Origin of the sequence: Aliicoccus persicus (assembly GCF_900110815.1) — a bacterium.
Classification (GTDB): domain Bacteria; phylum Bacillota; class Bacilli; order Staphylococcales; family Salinicoccaceae; genus Aliicoccus; species Aliicoccus persicus.
In genome coordinates, this window is sequence record NZ_FOIT01000004.1 from 156079 (window position 1) to 174259 (window position 18181).

The window sequence follows — 18181 nt, forward strand, 5'->3', positions numbered from 1 at the left end:
AGTAGCTCACAGACACGCAGATTGGTTTGCGTTCCAATGAGAGTAGCTCACAGACACGCAGATTGCTTTGCATTCCAATGAGAGTAGCTCACTGACACGCAGATTGCTTTGCATTCCAATGAGAGTAGCTCACTGACAAGCAGATTGATTTGCGTTCCAATGAAACTTTCTCACTGACAGTCAAGCACACGACTTTGTCTCAGAAGTAAAACTTCAACTCCTGAAAGTGTTCCTCAGCACCATGATTACAGCTCGTGAGGAACACTTTTATCCATGATTTGTGCGTCAGCTCGGATTTTCCGGAGTTGCCGCACACTTTGGAACTCCATTTGTGCGTCAGCTCGGATTTTCCGGAGTTGCCGCACACTTTGGAACTCCATCTGTGCGTCAGCTCGGATTTTCCGGAGTTGCCGCACACTTTGAAACTCTATCTGTGCGTCAGCTCGAGATTTCCGGAGTTGCCGCACACTTTGGAATTCTGAGCCGCTCATCAATCACTCATCACTGTTCATTTCTTGAATCAGTGCGTACATTTGATAGTACAAATACATGAACGACATGATATATGGATTTACGATTCGGTCTAGATCTGGTGTCGGCACGACTTCTCGTGGTGACTTCAGATCAATAAAGTGATGAACGGACTCGAAGTCCACCGGACTTTCACCTGCGGAACCTTCTCCACCTGTTCCAGCGATCCCACCAGCACCAGCACCGCTAGCACCACTACCACCAGCACCGCTAGCACCACTACCACCAGCACCAGCACTGCCAGCACCACCAGCAATTCCACCACCAGCTCTGCCACCTTTCTTATTACACACCAACACGTATTCAATGTTCTCGACCTCGAGCTCCTCCAAAAACACAGATAACGGCTCGTCTGCGTATTTGCTGAGAACTAACACGCGGTCAGCGCTCGTGATCGGGGCAATACCGCCGAACTTCAATGCGCCGGGCAACGCTGTCTCACTCTCAGTTAAAAAGTCTTCGAGTAACTCGAAGTCGCCGAACCCTCGAATATAAACATTTCCTTCTCCAAATGATGCTTGTGCGAGTAGACGTGCTGCCATTTCAATTTCTTCTGTTTGATCATGTAAGCCGTTCAAAATGTGTGTGAACTGTGTTTGTAGTATTTTATCCAATTAAAACCCTCCTAATTTTCTCCGAAATAACAACCAACCAACCAATCAATCGATAAACCTCCATATCTCCATCACATAAAAGCGTTTTTCCATTACTGAAAGTTTAAGATTTAGTAACAGTGATGTCAAAATCTTTAATATAAAGTAAACTTAAACTATAATGTAGGAAATAATACTTTAGGAGACGCTAAATGAAATACTTTATTGACACTGCAAACATGGATGAGATTAATGAGGTTTTTGAATGGGGCGTATTGAGTGGTGTGACAACGAATCCTTCACTTGTTGCGAAGGAGAAAGATATTTCATTTCATGATCGTTTAGTTGAGATTGCGGACTTAGTTCAAGGGCCAGTCAGTGGTGAGGTTATCGCACTGGATGCTGAGGGTATGATTGAAGAAGGTCGTGAGCTTGCGAAGTTACATGAACATATCATCGTGAAGATTCCGATGACTGAAGAAGGTATGAAGGCTGTCAAAGTATTATCTGAAGAAAATATAAAAACAAATGTGACTTTAGTGTTTAATACAGTTCAAGCATTGACTGCTGCTCGCGCGGGTGCGACGTATGTATCACCGTTTATTGGACGTTTAGATGATATTGGACTTGATGGTTTACAATTAATTGAAGAAATTTCATATATATTTAATTCACACGGTATCGATACAGAAATTATTGCAGCATCTATCCGTAACAAGTTACATGTTCATGGTGCTGCGCTTCGTGGTGCACATATCGCGACGATTCCATATAAAGTGTTAAAAGAATTAACGAAACATCCATTGACGGATCAAGGTATAGACAAATTCTTAGCGGATTGGAAAAAAACGAACGCTTGAATTTATTGAGTTAGGAGATTTTTACATGACAAAAGAAGTGATTAAAGTACGCGGTGGCAAAAAGCTCACTGGCGAAGTGAGTATCAGCGGTGCAAAGAATAGTGCGGTCGCACTGATTCCTTCATCGATATTGGCATCGAGTGGCAAAGTTGTTTTAGAAGGTTTACCAGAAATTTCAGATGTAAAAACATTGATGAGTTTACTCAATGATTTAAATATAGAGACGAAGTTAAATGGGACGACGCTAGAAGTGGATAGTTCAAACGCTGAGAACGTGCCGTTACCAAACCAAAAGGTGCAATCGCTGCGCGCATCATACTATATGATGGGTGCACTTTTAGCGCGCTTTAAGCGCTGTGTGATTGGATTGCCGGGTGGTTGTCCACTTGGGCCGAGACCGATTGACCAGCATATCAAAGGTTTTGAAGCGCTCGGTGTTAAGGTGACAAACGAACATGGTGCGATGTATTTAGAAGCTGAAAATCTAAAGGGTGCAACAATTTTCTTTGATGTTGTATCTGTTGGTGCAACAATCAATATTATGATTGCAGCATGTATGGCTGAAGGACGTACAATTTTAGAAAATGTTGCGAAGGAACCTGAAATTGTTGACGTGGCAACACTCTTAAACAACATGGGTGCAGACATTAGAGGTGCCGGTACTGACACGATAAAAATTCGTGGTGTTAAGGAACTTACAGGCACGCGCCACAACATTATTCCAGACCGCATTGAAGCGGGTACATACATGATTGCCGGTGCTGCGATGGGTGAGGAATTCACAGTGCGCAACATCATTCCGACACACCTTGAATCGTTGACTGCGAAGCTGACTGAGTTTGGCGTAGACGTTGATATTCATGATGATTATGCCGTGATTTCAAGACCGAAGTCAGTGACGCCGATTAATGTTAAAACACAAGTATACCCAGGTTTTGCGACAGACTTGCAACAGCCGATTACGCCGCTTTTATTCTTAGGTGATCAGCCGAGCAAAATTACTGAAACAATTTATCCTGCAAGATTTAGACATATCGATGAATTGACGCGAATGAATGGAAAGATTGAAAACAACAGTGGGTCTGCAATTATTTATCCTTCTACATTACGCGGTGCTGATGTTGCTGCGAGTGACTTACGCGCAGGTGCATCACTTCTTATCGCGGGATTGATGGCTGAAGGTGTAACGACTGTGCACAACGTCAATCACATCGACCGAGGCTATACCGATATTGTGGAGAAATTAAAAGCAGTTGGCGCAGATATTTGGCGAGAAACGATTGAGGATTAATCTAGAATCCACTCAAGCGAGTGGTTTCTTTTGTGTTACAATTGAGAAAAGTTTTACACATTCAAGGGGGACTTGTTAATGGAAAGAAGTTTGTCGATGGAACTTGTACGTGTTACAGAAGCTGCGGCACTACAAAGTGCACGTTGGGTAGGTAAAGGCCTAAAAGATGATGCAGATGATGCTGCGACTACTGCGATGCGCACAGTGTTTGACACAATACCGATGCGCGGTACGGTCGTGATTGGTGAAGGTGAGATGGACGAGGCACCGATGTTATATATCGGTGAAGAACTCGGTACAGGTGAAGGTCCTGATATCGATATCGCAGTCGATCCACTTGAGGGGACATCAATCGTAGCGAACGGTGGTTGGAACGCGATGACAGTTCTAGCTGTTGCAGATAAAGGAAACTTACTCCATGCACCGGATATGTACATGCATAAAATCGCAGTTGGACCAGACTGTAATGGTGTCGTTGATCTAGATGCCAGCGTACGCGAAAATATCGAAGCGGTCGCAAAGGCTAAAAATAAAGATGTTTCAGAAGTAACGGTAACAATTCTTAAACGTGAACGTAACCAACAAATCATCGATGAAATCCGCGAGGTCGGTTCTCGTATTAAGCTGATTGATAACGGGGACGTTGCAGCAGCAGTTAATACATGTTTCGATTGGACTGGCGTGGACATGATGCTCGGTTCGGGCGGCGCACCTGAAGGTGTCATCGCAGCCGTTGCCATGAAATGTTTAGGCGGCGACTTCCAAGCAAGACTTTTCCCACATAGTGATGAAGAACGTGAACGTTGTAAACATATGGGTATCGACCCAGATAAAAAACTCGTATTAGATGATTTAGTGACTGGAGACGATGCAATTTTTGCAGCCACTGCTGTCACTGAAGGTGAATTGATGCGCGGTGTACGCTTTAAAGGTCAGCATGCAGAAACATCTTCAATCGTTATGCGTGCGAAGAGTGGTACGCTGCGTTTTATCAATGGCACACACAGACTCGATAAAAAACCAAACATGGTATTAGATAACTAAGGTGATAAGAGTAGTCCAGCAAACAAGTTGGACTACTCAATTTGCATGTAGCTCTCCAACTGTGTAAAATACATATTTGTAATTAACTCCTTGAAGATTACCACTATTATTTTCTTTTTTAGCTTCCTTAATATTTAAAAACTCTAATTTACATATAACAATTTAAAGAAAGCGATGTGACTTTATATTTATGGCAGACATGAAATATAAGTCTTTTGACGAGTATTATCGTAATTACACGACAAAAGATCTTACGGAAATGGCAAAGGGTTTAGATTTACAAAACTATAGCCGATTGAATAAAAAAGAGCTTGTCTTAGCAGTGATGGAAAAAGAGATGGAAAAAGACGGCAACCATTATATGGAGGGTGTATTAGATGATATCCAAGCAGATGGTTACGGTTTTTTAAGAACGGTAAACTTCTCTAAAGGTGAGAAGGACATTTATATCTCAGCATCACAAATCAGACGTTTTGAATTAAAAAAAGGGGATAAGGTGACAGGGAAGGTACGTAAACCAAAAGATAATGAGAAATATTATGGTTTACTGCAAGTAGACTTTATCAATGATCAGAACGCTGAACAGATTAAAAAACGTCCGCACTTCCAAGCGTTAACTCCGCTTTATCCTGATAAGCATATCCGACTTGAAAATGAACCGAATGAAATATCAACACGTATCATGGACTTAGTTGCACCGATTGGATTTGGGCAACGTGGATTAATCGTCGCACCACCAAAAGCCGGGAAGACGACGATTTTAAAAGAGATTGCAAACTCAATTACGACGAATCATCCAGACGCAAAGCTTTTTATCTTGTTGATTGGGGAACGTCCAGAAGAAGTGACAGATATCGAACGTTCTGTTGTTAAAGCTGAAGTTGTGCACTCTACGTTTGATGAGCCACCAGAACACCACGTAAAAGTGGCGGAGCTTGCGCTTGAACGCTCGAAACGTATGGTGGAGATGGGTGAAGACGTTATTATTTTAATGGATTCGATTACGCGACTGGCTAGAACGTATAACTTGGTCATTCCACCGAGTGGTCGTACGTTAAGTGGTGGTCTTGACCCTGCATCATTACACCGTCCGAAGCATTTCTTTGGTGCTGCGCGTAACATTGAAGCGGGTGGCTCACTGACTATTCTTTCGACTGCACTAGTCGATACAGGCTCTCGTATGGATGATGTAATCTATGAAGAGTTCAAAGGAACGGGTAACATGGAGCTACACTTAGACCGGAACTTAAGTGAACGACGTGTGTATCCTGCAATTGATATTCGCAGATCATCGACGCGAAAAGAAGACTTACTACTCGATAAAAAAGAGCTCGACGTACTATGGCAGTTGCGCAACTTGTTTACGGATTCATCAGATTTCACAGAGCGTTTCTTGCGCGTGTTGAAATCGACGAAAACAAATGAAGAATTCTTTGATGTGCTGGCGGGCAGAATGGTTGAATCGAAGAAAACGGGCAAGCCGATTATATAGAGATACGATTTGTGAATAGTCAAAAAGCATGAAACATTATTAAATGTGATTGTTCTAAAGTAGTACAAACATAGTAAAGCGTCTTGAAAATCTTAGTCAAAAGATTTTCAAGACGCTTTTCAATCTTTACTATGATTTTGAATAGTTCAATTTTTAGGTCATGTACTATACTTCTGAGTAAAATTTAAAAGTTTCATGCTTTGAACACGATAATCTACATGGAAAAGGACCTAAGATACAAAATAATACTGTGTTGTGTTTATGATTTTTCTACAAGTGCTTATAGAATGGAGAACGAGGTATTTTATATAAAAAAATCCAAAAAATCAGAAAATTCTAAAAAATAGTTTACATCTACAATAAATATGGTTTAATTGAAATAATAATACTTTGTTGCCAACAAAAAAATTAAAATGAATCTTGATATCAAAATAATTATGTCGAAAGGAGATAGATACTATTAGTTTTTCAATATTGTTGATGTAAAATGACGAATCAGGATTGGATGTGATTGATGTTTCGATTTTAATATTATAGTAAGAGCGTTTTGTGCACGTGCTTGTGTTATGAGTTAATCGAGATTTAGGTAATTCATTGTGAAATGTAAAGTTTTAATGTTGTTAACAATGGAGTATTCATAAGATGTATTGAGAAATGTAATGGAAACCTTCCTAAAACAACTAGGTCGATATGAAAAGTAATTGTTCTTAAATGATTGGATTAAAAACAATTGTATTCTTTTGACAATTAAATTGTTCGATTCAGAATCAGTAGATTTATATTTTTGTTGTGATTGAGATTTTATACTAAAAACATCGTAATGCTATAAAAATAAAAATTTTAAAATGGTGATTGTATGAAATATATGTATTTGCATATCGTTAACGTTATTGTTCATGTTGTGGTCATTATAGTTATTGGGATGATGTCTCATGGAGGTATTCTTCCGTCGGTTTATATACCGGTAACATTGCTGTTTGCGACGATTAGTATAATTTTGCTAAATATACACACTAGAAAGGCTGGGAAAAATGATTAAAATTACACGTTTATTTATGATAGTTGCAATTATTGTTACTAGTTATGTATCTCAAATCGGTCTGGTTCAAGCATATGATGGTGAAGAATTTAAGAAACAGTTACTTATAAAAAAAATTGAGTCTACTGAATTTTTTAATGAACATGAGAATCAAATGATTAGCGAAAAACCACACGTTATAAATGATTTGCTAGATATAAATCAAGAGAAAATTGGCTATTTAGTGCAATATGAAGTGGAAATGGTAAGTGAGGAACATTTAATTCAAAATGATAGTGAAGAAGATTTTATTGTAGAAACAACCATAACTTCGCTACTAACTTTTTTATACAATGAAAAAGAAAGTGTGATGGAGGTACTTTTGGTTGATTACTCATCTATTGAGTCAGAAGGGATTATTTATCTTAGAAACTTTACTAGTGATGTAGTTGAGGAAATTTTGCTTGCTGATTCTAGTAACAAAGGCTTGAAAGAAATGTCAAGTGATGTTAAGAAATCTAAAGATATGGCAGTTGCAGCAGCAAAACAAAATATAGGATCAGGTAAAGTAGGGGAAGATGCAGAGTTAAATCCAGATTATCTACCGGGTTGCAGATATTGGTACTGTTCTGAGTTTATAACAGGTGGAGGAGATTATCATGGTAATTGTAGTGCTCTCGCTGGTGGGGTTTGTGGCGTCACTGGGGCATTTACAAGGGTTGGTAGTGCGATATGTTATGGATCAAGCCTTTTAGGTTGTTATGTGCCTAAGTACAAGCAGTGTGTGAGAGGATATTGGTTAACAAAGAACTGTCCAATTCAATCATAATAATTGTTATTATAGGGAAACTTCATGCTTGACCGCAATGAAACATGCGTGTATAATAACTAATTGCGACGCGTGAAAGACGCGAATAACTCTGTTCCAGATGGTTCAGGGCAAAGGAGAGTATAATTATGAAAACAGAAATTCATCCAACGTACAACACTGTAAAGGTGACTTGTTCTTGTGGTAACGAATTTGAAACAGGTTCAGTATTAGATAAAGATATCTCGGTAGAGCTTTGCAACGAATGTCATCCATTCTACACTGGCCGTCAGAAGTTCGCATCTGCAGATGGACGTGTTGAGAAATTCAACAAAAAATTCGGTCTTAAATCAGACAACTAAGTCAAATCGAAATATTCCAGGGCGCATCCATTTCATGGGTGTGCCCTGTTTTTATGTAAACGAAGAAAAAGAATGAATTGTGATATAATAATAGAGATATTTTAGAAGAAAAAAGGAGAACTACATGTTTGATAAACTAGAGATTATTGAAGAACGCTACGAGCAATTAAACGAGCTGTTAAGCGATCCGGATGTCGTCAGTGATCCAAACAAATTACGAGAATATTCTAAGGAGCAAAGTGACCTTCAAAAGACGGTCGATGTTTATCGGGAATATAAACAGCACAAAGAGACGATCGCTGAGTCAACAGAGATGCTTGGAGATACCGATGACAAAGAGATGATCATGATGCTCAAAGAAGAAATCTCGGACAGTGAGAAGAAAATTCCAGAGCTTGAAAAATCATTGAAAGTGTTGTTGATTCCGAAAGATCCAAACGATGATAAGAACGTAATTATGGAAATTCGTGGCGCTGCAGGAGGAGATGAAGCGCAAATTTTCGCGGGTGATTTATTCCGTATGTACTCACGATTCGCTGAAAACCAAGGGTGGAAAACTGAAATCGTTGAGTCGACGCAAAGTGAACACGGTGGATTTAAAGAAATCAGCTTTTTAATCGTCGGTCAAGGTGCATATTCGAAACTGAAATTTGAAAATGGCGCACACCGTGTGCAACGTGTACCTGAAACAGAATCACAAGGGCGCGTGCATACGTCAACAGCAACGGTTGCAGTATTGCCTGAAGTTGAAGATGTAGAGATCGAAATCCGTAATGAGGATTTAAAAATTGATACGTACCGTTCAAGTGGAGCGGGTGGACAGCACGTCAATACGACAGACTCTGCCGTGCGTATCACACACTTACCGACGGGCACTGTCGTGACATCTCAAGATGAGAAATCACAGATAAAAAACCGTGAACGTGCGATGAAAGTCTTAAAAGCACGAGTCTATGATTTAAAACAACAAGAAGCACAAAAAGAATATGCGGACCAACGTAAGACAGCTGTCGGTACAGGTGACCGTTCAGAACGCATACGTACGTATAACTATCCACAGAGCCGTGTGACAGATCATAGAATTGGATTGACACTACAAAAATTAGATCAAATCATTGAAGGAAAACTCGATGAAGTCATCGATGCATTAACAATTTCAGAACAGACAGAAAAACTTGAGGAATTAAACAATGCAAGTTTCTAAACAAGCTGCAATCTTTCAAGCGGAAAAACGATTGAAAGAAAGTGGCTTAGAACCGCGGGTCGCGACACTCGTGTTTCAAGATTTATTTAATGTGTACCAGGTGGCATTTACACTCGCACTGAGTGAACCAATCAGTGAACGTGACCAAGCAAAATATGATGCAGCCATTGCGCGTGTATTGACAGGTGAACCGTATCAGTACGTCGTAGGGTTTGCACATTTCTACGATGCGAAGTTCACAGTGAATCCGAATGTGCTCATTCCACGCTTTGAAACAGAAGAGCTGGTTGACTTCATCTTAAAGAGAGAATCGAATGAAAATCTTACGATTGCTGATATTGGCACAGGGACTGGCGCAATCGGTTTAACACTCGCGCAGCATGCGGATAATCACGTATATATGACAGACAAGTTTGAAGCGGCCATTCAAGTCGCTAAGTCAAACGCATCGATGCTGAATGCCGATAAACAACAAAACGTGCATTTTTTAGTCGGGGATATGTTCGAGCCGTTGATTGAGAACAACATCAAAGTCGACGTCCTCGTGTCCAATCCACCATATATCGCTGCGTATGAACGAGACGTCATGAGTGCAGATACACTGTTTGAACCACAGACCGCACTATTTGCACCAGAAGAAGGATTGTATTTCTACAAACAGATGGTGGAACAATTAGAGCGTGTATTGAATCCGGGTGGCCGTGTTTATTTCGAAATCGGATATAAACAAGGTGACGTGCTAAAGAATTACATTCACGGATTACATCCAAATATAACTGTTGAAGTTATTAAAGATATTAATCAAAATGATCGAATCATACACTTCACTTGGGAGGCGATGTGACGGTGCTAAAGGTCTGGAATATTCATGAATCAGAACTGAATACTGATCAAGTGTTACAGTCACTTAATCAAATTGCACAAGCGCTCAAGTCGGGTGAAGTAATTGGCATGCCGACAGAAACGGTTTACGGATTAGCAGCAGATGCAACGAATGATGAAGCGATTCAGAAAGTGTTCCAAGCAAAGGGAAGACCTGGCGACAATCCGCTGATCATTCATATATATGATATCTCTCAACTCGATGCCTTCGTTACTCAAATCGATAAAAAAGCACAACGATTAATGGATGCGTTTTGGCCAGGGCCAATCTCATTTATTTTACCGCTTAAACCAGATTTTTTATCTGAACATGCTACAGTCGGTCTCAACACAGTCGCCGTGCGCATGCCAAAGCATCCGGTTGCACGCGCAGTGTTACAACATGCAGATGTACCGATTGCGGCACCGAGTGCGAACACGAGTGGGCGACCGTCGCCGACGCGTGCTGCGCATGTTTCACATGATTTGGGAGATACTATATACGGTGTTATCGAAAGTGAAATATCTGAGTTTGGGCTTGAGAGTACGGTGCTCGATTGTACATCGATTCCGTTTCGCATTTTAAGACCGGGTGCGATTTCTCATAAACAAATAGAAACGGTATTAAACGAATCCATTCAAATCGACGATACACATTCAGATAAACCAGTCTCTCCTGGCATGAAGTATCAGCATTATGCGCCACACCAACAGGTCAGCGTTATTCGAGATTGGGAAACGATAGAATTACCAAAGGATGTCGGTGTTATTGCGCCTGCAACTGTGAAACAATACATACGTGAAGATGTGTATTTTATCGCTTTATGTGAAGATGAGTTCGCGTATCAAGAAGCTGGACAAAACTTATACCATGCACTGCGTGAAATGGATAACTCAACTGTCAATGAGATTTATATACATGGTTTTAACGAAAATGATGATACCGCAGCACTGAATAACAGAATTTTTAGAGCTGCTGGCATCAAGTCGTAGAGGGATAATATGAAAATAATATTTGTCTGCACAGGGAATACATGTCGCTCACCGCTTGCAGAAAGCTACGCGAAGACGATTCACTCGAATAAGAATTTTGAATCGCGCGGTATCATGGTGACCAGCGATGAAATCAGTCGTGAATCTCTCAGAATCATTGAGAGTGAAAGTTTAGCTCAACCAACAGAGCCAAAACAGCTGAACGCAAATGATATAGAAGATAGCTTATTGCTAACAATGACGAACGGTCACAAGGCGCATATTGAGCAAATGTATCCAGACGCAAATGTGAAATTGCTGAGCGAGCATACATATGGCACATTAAATGATGTCATGGACCCATTTGGTGGTAATAGTCATATATATGATGAAGTGTTCAAAGAGCTAAAGGACTATATTGATCGATTATAGAAAGGATGAATTTAATGAAAGTCGCAATTGCAAGTGATCACGGTGGGTATAACTTAAAGCGAGAGGTCGTACGTTATTTAGAAGATAAAGGGATTGACTACGAAGATTTTGGCACAGACTCTAGCGATTCCGTTGATTATCCAGACTTTGCGAGACCTTTATCTGAAAAGGTGAAAAATGGTGAGTTTGACCGTGGTATTTTAATTTGTGGTACGGGTATCGGTATGTCGATTGCAGCGAACAGAATTTCAGGAGTCAGATGTGCACTCGTACATGATACGTTTTCAGCGAAAGCGACGAGAGAACATAACAACTCAAATGTTCTAGCGATGGGCGAGCGTGTCATTGGTGTTGGATTAGCACTCGAAATCGTGGATGTATGGTTAAATACAGAATTTGAAGGTGGTAGACATGAACGAAGAGTTAACAAAATTGAAGGATGATTTAACTGCGATTACAGACGAGCTTGAAGCAGATGGTTTTTTTGAGGAGAAACAACTGGTAATCGGATGTTCGACTTCAGAAGTGATGGGTAAGCGCATCGGTTCTGACTCATCTAAAGAAGTCGCTGAAATCATCTATAAACACTTTGAAGCATTGCGTGAAAAGTATAATTTTCATTTAATTTTTCAAGGGTGCGAGCATATTAACTGTGCGCTCACGATGAGTAAACAAACAGCGGAACAATTCGGCTATGAAATCGTCTCAGTAGTCCCACATCGCGAGGCGGGAGGTAGTTTAAGTGAGTATGCGTATAAGCACTTAGAAGACCCAGTCGTTGTCGAGGCGGTTTCTGCAGATATAGGCATAGATATCGGTCAGACTTTAATCGGTATGCATATCAAAGCTGTCGTCGTTCCAAAGCGCACAAAAATGACTACAATTGGTCATGCAAATGTTACAATTGCTACGAGACGACCGAAGTTAATCGGTGGCGTCCGAGCTAAATATAATTCATAAATCTAAGGAGTGAACTCAATGTCGTACATTGAAAAGCAAGACACCGCATTATTTGATGCTATGGAAAAGGAATTCCAACGTCAAAATAACAACATTGAATTGATTGCATCTGAAAACTTCGTATCACGTGCAGTGATGGAAGCGCAAGGTTCAACGTTAACGAACAAATATGCAGAAGGCTATCCAAACAAGCGCTATTATGGCGGTTGTGAATTCGTTGATATCGCCGAAGATCTCGCGCGTGACCGTGCGAAAGAACTTTTTGGTGCAGAACATGCAAACGTACAGCCACACTCTGGTTCACAAGCAAACATGGCCGTATACTTCACAATTCTTAAAGCGGGCGATACGGTACTGGGCATGAACTTAAGTCATGGTGGTCACTTAACACATGGATCGCCTGTTAACTTCAGTGGAAAGATGTACAACTTTGTTGAGTATGGCGTTGATAAGGACAATGAAAAAATTAACTATGATGAGTTACAGCGTTTAGCTGAGGAGCACAAACCTAAATTAATCATTGCAGGTGGTAGTGCATATGCAGGCACGCTCGATTTCAAACGATTTAGAGAAATTGCTGATAGTGTCGATGCATACTTAATGGTCGATATGGCACATATCGCAGGTTTAGTTGCTGCAGGTGTTCATCCAAACCCTGTACCACATGCGCACTTTGTGACGTCAACGACACACAAAACGTTGCGGGGACCACGCGGTGGTTTAATTTTAACGACAGAAGAGTTCGCTAAAAAAATCGATAAAACAATCTTCCCTGGCATCCAAGGTGGACCATTAATGCACGTAATTGCTGCAAAAGCAGTTGCATTTGGTGAGGCATTGACGCCAGAATTTAATGAATATCAACAGCGCGTGCTAGATAATGCAAAAGCGTTAGCCAACAGCTTAAAAGAAAAAGGGATTCGCATCGTCGGTGACGGTACAGACAACCACCTTGTACTTGTTGATGTGAAGAGCATTGGTTTAACAGGAAAAGTGGCAGAAGAAGCATTGGATGAAATCGGAATTACTTGTAACAAAAACACAATTCCATTTGATGAAGAGTCACCATTTGTTACTTCAGGTATCCGCTTAGGTACACCTGCAATGACAACGCGTGGATTTACAACGGAAGATATGACTAGAGTTGGAGAATTAATCGCTGAAGTATTGACAAGTGTTAAAGAAGAAAAAGACTTCTCACATGTTAAAGATGAAGTACTTGCTTTAACATCAAAGTATCCGTTATATCAAGATTAATTCAAATGAACTGTTCCGAAGGGAGAGATAATATGCCAAAAGTACACGTGATGGATCACCCTTTGATCCAGCATAAAATGAGTTACATCAGAGATAAAGAAACATCAACAAAAGTGTTCCGTGAACTCGTGGATGAAGTCGGTGCGCTAATGGCCTATGAAGTGACGCGCGAATTAGAACTTGAAGACGTCGAAGTCGAAACGCCGATTACGAAGATGACAGCAAAACGCCTAAGTGGTAAAAAGATTGCTATTGTACCTATATTACGTGCGGGACTAGGGATGCAAGAAGGTATGCTACGTTTGATCCCATCTGCACGTGTTGGGCATGTTGGACTATACAGAGATCCAGTAACGCTTGAAGCGATTGAATATTATGCGAAGTTCCCTGGTGATATCGAAGAGCGAGATATCTTCGTCATTGACCCGATGTTAGCAACGGGTGCTTCAGCAGTAGAAGCAATCAAAGCGATCAAAAAGCGTGGAGCTAAAAAGATTAGTTTCCTTTGTTTAATTGCAGCACCAGAAGGTGTCGAAGTATTAAAAGAAGCGCATCCGGATGTAAATATTTATATTGCAGCACTTGATGAAAAATTAAATGATAAGAGTTACATCGTGCCTGGTTTAGGTGATGCAGGCGATAGATTATTTGGTACAAAGTAGGAGGAAATAGTTGTGAAAAAAATAATGACGATTTTCGGCACGCGCCCAGAAGCAATTAAAATGGCGCCGCTTGTCTTAGCTTTAGAACAAGACCCTGAATTAGAGCCCATCGTAGTCGTTACAGCACAGCACCGTGAGATGCTTGATCAGGTACTCGAAATTTTTAAAGTGACTCCTGACTACGATTTAAATATTATGAAACAAGGTCAAACGCTCGCTGAAGTGACAGCGCGAGTCGTGATGGGTCTTGATGGTGTGATTAAAGAAGCAAAACCCGATATGATCTTGGTTCATGGTGATACGTCAACAACGTTCGCAGCGTCTGTTGCAGCATTTTACAACGAAGTGGATATCGGTCATGTCGAAGCTGGATTAAGAACAAATAACAAGTATTCACCTTATCCAGAAGAGATGAACCGTCAGATGACAGGTGTACTCGCTGACTTACATTTTTCGCCGACTGAAACGTCTCGTCAAAACTTGCTGATAGAAAATAAGCCGGCAGATAAAATCGTTGTCACTGGTAACACTGCGATTGATGCGCTCAACACAACGGTGGATGAAACGTATCACAGTGAAATCATTGAGAGACATAAAGACAACAAAGTGATCTTACTTACAGCACATCGTCGTGAAAACATTGGCCAGCCGATGGAAAATATTTTCAGTGCAGTGCGAGATATTGTCGATGAATTTGAAGATGTGACGGTTGTTTATCCGATGCACAAAAACCCGAAAGTACGTGAGATTGCAGGCAAGCATTTGAGTGATCATCCACGTATTGAATTGATTGAACCGTTAGATGTGTTTGATTTCCATAACTTTGCAGCGCGCAGTCATATTATTCTTTCTGACTCTGGTGGTGTCCAAGAGGAAGCACCATCGCTTGGGAAACCAGTTGTTGTACTCAGAGATACGACGGAGCGTCCAGAAGGTGTTGAAGCGGGCACATTAAAGCTCGCAGGTGTTGAAAAAGAAAACATCTATAACCTAACAAAAGAATTGCTGACGGATGATGAAATGTATAACACGATGTCAAAAGCTTCGAATCCTTATGGTGACGGCTTAGCATCGAAGAGAATTTGTGAAAATATTAAATATTATTACGGATTAATCGAGGAATTACCAGCAAGCTTTGAGATTAACTAATTAATTATGTCAAAATTGTGGAGGATGCCAGTAAATTTAATTTATTGCCTCCATTTTATTGACATGAAAAATGGACTCCTATATCATTACAAGAGGAGTGTAAAGGTGCATCACACTCATTAAATTTTGATGGGAGACCATAGATGAATTGCCATTCTTAAAGCGTTTTTATCAACATTTTCTAAAGATATTACTCATTCCTCTTTTTGTCGGTATAATCCTCCTTTTCTTTTTCGAATCACCGGTTCTCAATGGCTTTATTCTAGGAACAACTGTGTCTATAATCTTGCTCGGAAACTGGTTTTATCACTTAGAAAAGGCAAAACAGGAAGATGAAAATCGTGTAAAAACGGGAACGATCACACGCGTTATCATCGTGATCGTCGCATGTTTAGTTTGGTATCGTTTCATGGCATACATCAACATATTTGGGATGATAGTAGGACTGAGTTTTACATACATTCTCATGATGTATAGAGCTATTAAAGAAATGCGTAAGTGAAAGAGGTGAAAAAATGGAACACGGAAGTCCGCTCTTTGAATTGGAATTGTTTGGACTACCAATAATTTTTGAATTGTCCACAGTATTGATGGTTGTTATTTCGTCTTTAGTGACTTTCTTAATCTTTGCACTTATGGCAAGAAATATTGCTGTAAGACCGACAGGAAGAGTCCAAATCGCGTTGGAGATACTCGTCAACTTCGTCAGAGGTATGATCACAGGGAATATGTCATGGGCACAGGGAGGTAAATTCCACTTTCTTGCTTTAACGTTAATTACATACATATTCGTTGCAAACTTCATCGGTATACCGTTCATGTTCGCAGCACCAGACGAGGCAAGTACGCTTTGGTGGAAATCACCAACAGCTGACCCAACGATAACTTTAACCCTGGCAGCACTCATGATCATCATGACGCATTACTATGGTGTACAAGAACGCGGTATGGGTGACTACGTCAAGAGTTACTTTGAGCCAACCTGGTGGATGGCACCATTGAAATTCTTAGAGGAGTTTACTTATAACCTCACGCTTGGTCTACGTTTATACGGTAACGTGTATGCGGGTGAGATTTTACTTACGTTGCTCGTCACGCTTGTTATGTCAGGTAGTATTATCGCTACACTTGGTTTCATCCCTATGGTCGTATGGCAAGCATTCAAGGTCTTTATCAGTGGTATACAGGCATTCATTTTCGTTATGTTAACAATGGTTTACATTTCTCACAAGATTAGTGCAGACCATTAATATAAAATAAAAAATTACTTAATTTATCTTAGGAGGATATTTTTACTATGAATTTACTAGCAGTTGGTATCGCAGCTGGTTTAGCTGCATTAGGTGCAAGTATCGGTATCGGTTTAATCGTTTCTAGAACAGTTGAAGGTGTTTCTCGTCAGCCAGAAGCTCGTGGTCCACTAATGTCAATCATGTTCATTGGTATCGGGGTTGTTGAGGCCGTTCCGATTATAGCGATCGTTATTTCATTCATGTTAATGTTCATGTTTTAACTAACTCTTTAATGATGGCGAGCTCTTGAGGGAACTCGCCAGTTTATTATGTTTAATACGTCAATGAGTGAAAACCCGCGAAAGGAGAGAGTACATAAGTGGAACTGTTTATACTTGGTGCTGCGGATTCAATGGTCGTTGCAGTTGGTAGTTCATTAGTTCAGCTTGCTGGTTTCTTAGTGCTATTAGCCTTATTAGGTAAATTTGCATGGGGACCAATCAAAAAGGTGATGGACGAGCGTGAACAACTAATCAACTCAGAAATTGATGACGCTGAAGCGCGCAGTAAAGAAGCGAAACGCCTTAAAGAAGAAAACGATAGAATTCTTAAAGAAACACAAGCAGATATCTCTAGTATGATGGAGAACGCTAAACTTCAAGCGAAGAAAGAACAAGAATCAATTATCAGTGATGCAAATCAAAGAGCGAATCAACTTATTCAAGATGCGAAATCAGATATTGATAGAGAAAAACAAAATGCAATTCAAGAAATCAACGCTCAAGTTTCAGAGATTTCTGTACTAATCGCTGAGAAGATGATTAGAAAAGAAATCAACGCGGATGATCAAAAAGCATTGATTGAAGAGTACTTAAAGGAAGCGGGGAGTAAATAATGGCAAGTAGTGTTCAGAATTACTCTCAGTCGCTAATCAGTGTCCTCGATGATGAAAAAACAATCAAGAAAGTTAAGAAACAACTGGATACGATTGTTAAGTCACTGAGCGACAATGAATCATTTTATGATCTGATGTCTAACCCTAGGCTTAAGCAGAGCGATAGACATACAATTATTAAAAATGTATTTGGCGATGTGCAACCGGAACTATTAAATACAATGTTATTGCTATCTGACCGTGGAAAATTCAACCAACTTCCAGGAATTCACCATGCTTATGTTGCTGAATATAATAAGATGCATAAGCAAGATGAAGTGACGATTGAGTCAGCATATGAACTCAGCGAAGAAGAATTAAATCAAATCGGTCAAAGATTTTTAGATGAAACAGGTTTAGAGCGTTTGATTATAGACAACAAAGTCAATGAAGATTTAATAGGTGGATTTAAAGCGTTTATCGGTACGAAAGTATACGATACTTCAATCCAAACACAGTTAAATGATTTAAAACAACGATTTAAAGTTCGTACTAATAGCTAGTTTAAGGAGTGACATT

Annotated in this window: 21 protein-coding genes; 20 read left to right on the plus strand and 1 reads right to left on the minus strand. The window is 40.2% G+C overall.

All coding sequences use genetic code 11. The annotated features are described in order from the left end of the window. Positions 1-494: 494 nt before the first annotated feature. Positions 495-1145: a DUF2529 family protein gene (locus tag BMW30_RS07545; protein WP_091475418.1), complete on the minus strand. Its 651-nt coding sequence runs from the start codon at positions 1143-1145 to the stop codon at positions 495-497. Positions 1146-1336: 191 nt separating this feature from the next. Here BMW30_RS07545 and fsa point away from each other — a divergent pair, with 191 nt between their 5' ends. From fsa to atpH, 20 genes are all read left to right on the plus strand, one after another. Further along, entirely contained in the window at positions 1337-1984 is a 648-nt protein-coding gene (gene fsa / locus BMW30_RS07550; RefSeq protein ID WP_091475420.1) for a fructose-6-phosphate aldolase, read from the plus strand. Between the two features lie 25 nt (positions 1985-2009). Then, positions 2010-3275, plus strand: a complete 1266-nt coding sequence (locus tag BMW30_RS07555) for a UDP-N-acetylglucosamine 1-carboxyvinyltransferase (RefSeq protein WP_091475422.1) — start codon at positions 2010-2012, stop codon at positions 3273-3275. 78 nt (positions 3276-3353) lie between these two features. Next, positions 3354-4319 carry a class II fructose-bisphosphatase gene (gene glpX / locus BMW30_RS07560; RefSeq protein ID WP_091475424.1) on the plus strand — a complete coding sequence of 322 codons (966 nt, stop codon included), beginning with the start codon at positions 3354-3356 and terminating at the stop codon, positions 4317-4319. 190 nt (positions 4320-4509) lie between these two features. Next, a complete protein-coding gene (gene rho / locus BMW30_RS07565) occupies positions 4510-5811 on the plus strand; it encodes a transcription termination factor Rho (protein ID WP_091475426.1) in 1302 nt (433 codons plus the stop codon). A gap of 1031 nt (positions 5812-6842) precedes the next feature. Then, positions 6843-7658: a gluzincin family metallopeptidase gene (locus BMW30_RS07575; protein ID WP_091475429.1), complete on the plus strand. Its 816-nt coding sequence runs from the start codon at positions 6843-6845 to the stop codon at positions 7656-7658. Positions 7659-7786: 128 nt separating this feature from the next. Then, positions 7787-7999 carry a 50S ribosomal protein L31 gene (gene rpmE, locus BMW30_RS07580; RefSeq protein WP_091475430.1) on the plus strand — a complete coding sequence of 71 codons (213 nt, stop codon included), beginning with the start codon at positions 7787-7789 and terminating at the stop codon, positions 7997-7999. A gap of 124 nt (positions 8000-8123) precedes the next feature. Then, positions 8124-9203, plus strand: a complete 1080-nt coding sequence (gene prfA / locus BMW30_RS07585; protein ID WP_091475432.1) for a peptide chain release factor 1 — start codon at positions 8124-8126, stop codon at positions 9201-9203. After that, positions 9190-10047, plus strand: coding sequence for a peptide chain release factor N(5)-glutamine methyltransferase (prmC, locus tag BMW30_RS07590; protein WP_091475434.1), 858 nt, complete (start codon positions 9190-9192; stop codon positions 10045-10047). Before prfA ends, prmC begins: the two co-directional genes overlap by 14 nt. A gap of 2 nt (positions 10048-10049) precedes the next feature. Next, a complete protein-coding gene (locus BMW30_RS07595) occupies positions 10050-11057 on the plus strand; it encodes an L-threonylcarbamoyladenylate synthase (protein ID WP_091475536.1) in 1008 nt (335 codons plus the stop codon). Positions 11058-11066: 9 nt separating this feature from the next. Continuing rightward, positions 11067-11468, plus strand: a complete 402-nt coding sequence (locus tag BMW30_RS07600; RefSeq protein WP_091475435.1) for an arsenate reductase/protein-tyrosine-phosphatase family protein — start codon at positions 11067-11069, stop codon at positions 11466-11468. A 14-nt stretch (positions 11469-11482) separates the two neighbouring features. Beyond that, the gene (gene rpiB / locus BMW30_RS07605) at positions 11483-11911 is read left to right on the plus strand and encodes a ribose 5-phosphate isomerase B (RefSeq protein WP_091475437.1); all 429 of its coding nucleotides are present in this window, start codon (positions 11483-11485) and stop codon (positions 11909-11911) included. Next, a complete protein-coding gene (locus tag BMW30_RS07610; protein ID WP_091475439.1) occupies positions 11880-12428 on the plus strand; it encodes a TIGR01440 family protein in 549 nt (182 codons plus the stop codon). Before rpiB ends, BMW30_RS07610 begins: the two co-directional genes overlap by 32 nt. 18 nt (positions 12429-12446) lie before the next feature. Continuing rightward, a complete protein-coding gene (gene glyA / locus BMW30_RS07615; RefSeq protein WP_091475442.1) occupies positions 12447-13685 on the plus strand; it encodes a serine hydroxymethyltransferase in 1239 nt (412 codons plus the stop codon). A gap of 32 nt (positions 13686-13717) precedes the next feature. Then, positions 13718-14347, plus strand: a complete 630-nt coding sequence (upp, locus tag BMW30_RS07620; protein WP_091475444.1) for a uracil phosphoribosyltransferase — start codon at positions 13718-13720, stop codon at positions 14345-14347. A gap of 12 nt (positions 14348-14359) precedes the next feature. Next, on the plus strand, positions 14360-15496 hold the full coding sequence (gene wecB / locus BMW30_RS07625; RefSeq protein ID WP_091475446.1) for a non-hydrolyzing UDP-N-acetylglucosamine 2-epimerase: 1137 nt from the start codon (positions 14360-14362) through the stop codon (positions 15494-15496). 148 nt (positions 15497-15644) lie between these two features. Beyond that, complete coding sequence (locus BMW30_RS07630; RefSeq protein WP_180366261.1) at positions 15645-15998, plus strand: ATP synthase subunit I; 354 nt, start codon at positions 15645-15647, stop codon at positions 15996-15998. Between the two features lie 13 nt (positions 15999-16011). Continuing rightward, positions 16012-16746: a F0F1 ATP synthase subunit A gene (atpB, locus tag BMW30_RS07635; protein ID WP_091475449.1), complete on the plus strand. Its 735-nt coding sequence runs from the start codon at positions 16012-16014 to the stop codon at positions 16744-16746. A 47-nt stretch (positions 16747-16793) separates the two neighbouring features. Then, positions 16794-17009 (plus strand): F0F1 ATP synthase subunit C, encoded by a 216-nt coding sequence (gene atpE / locus BMW30_RS07640; RefSeq protein WP_091475450.1) that lies wholly within the window; start codon positions 16794-16796, stop codon positions 17007-17009. A 98-nt stretch (positions 17010-17107) separates the two neighbouring features. Continuing rightward, complete coding sequence (locus BMW30_RS07645; protein ID WP_091475452.1) at positions 17108-17623, plus strand: F0F1 ATP synthase subunit B; 516 nt, start codon at positions 17108-17110, stop codon at positions 17621-17623. Continuing rightward, entirely contained in the window at positions 17623-18165 is a 543-nt protein-coding gene (gene atpH, locus BMW30_RS07650) for an ATP synthase F1 subunit delta (protein ID WP_091475454.1), read from the plus strand. The genes BMW30_RS07645 and atpH overlap by 1 nt, the downstream gene beginning before the upstream one ends. Positions 18166-18181: the final 16 nt, after the last annotated feature.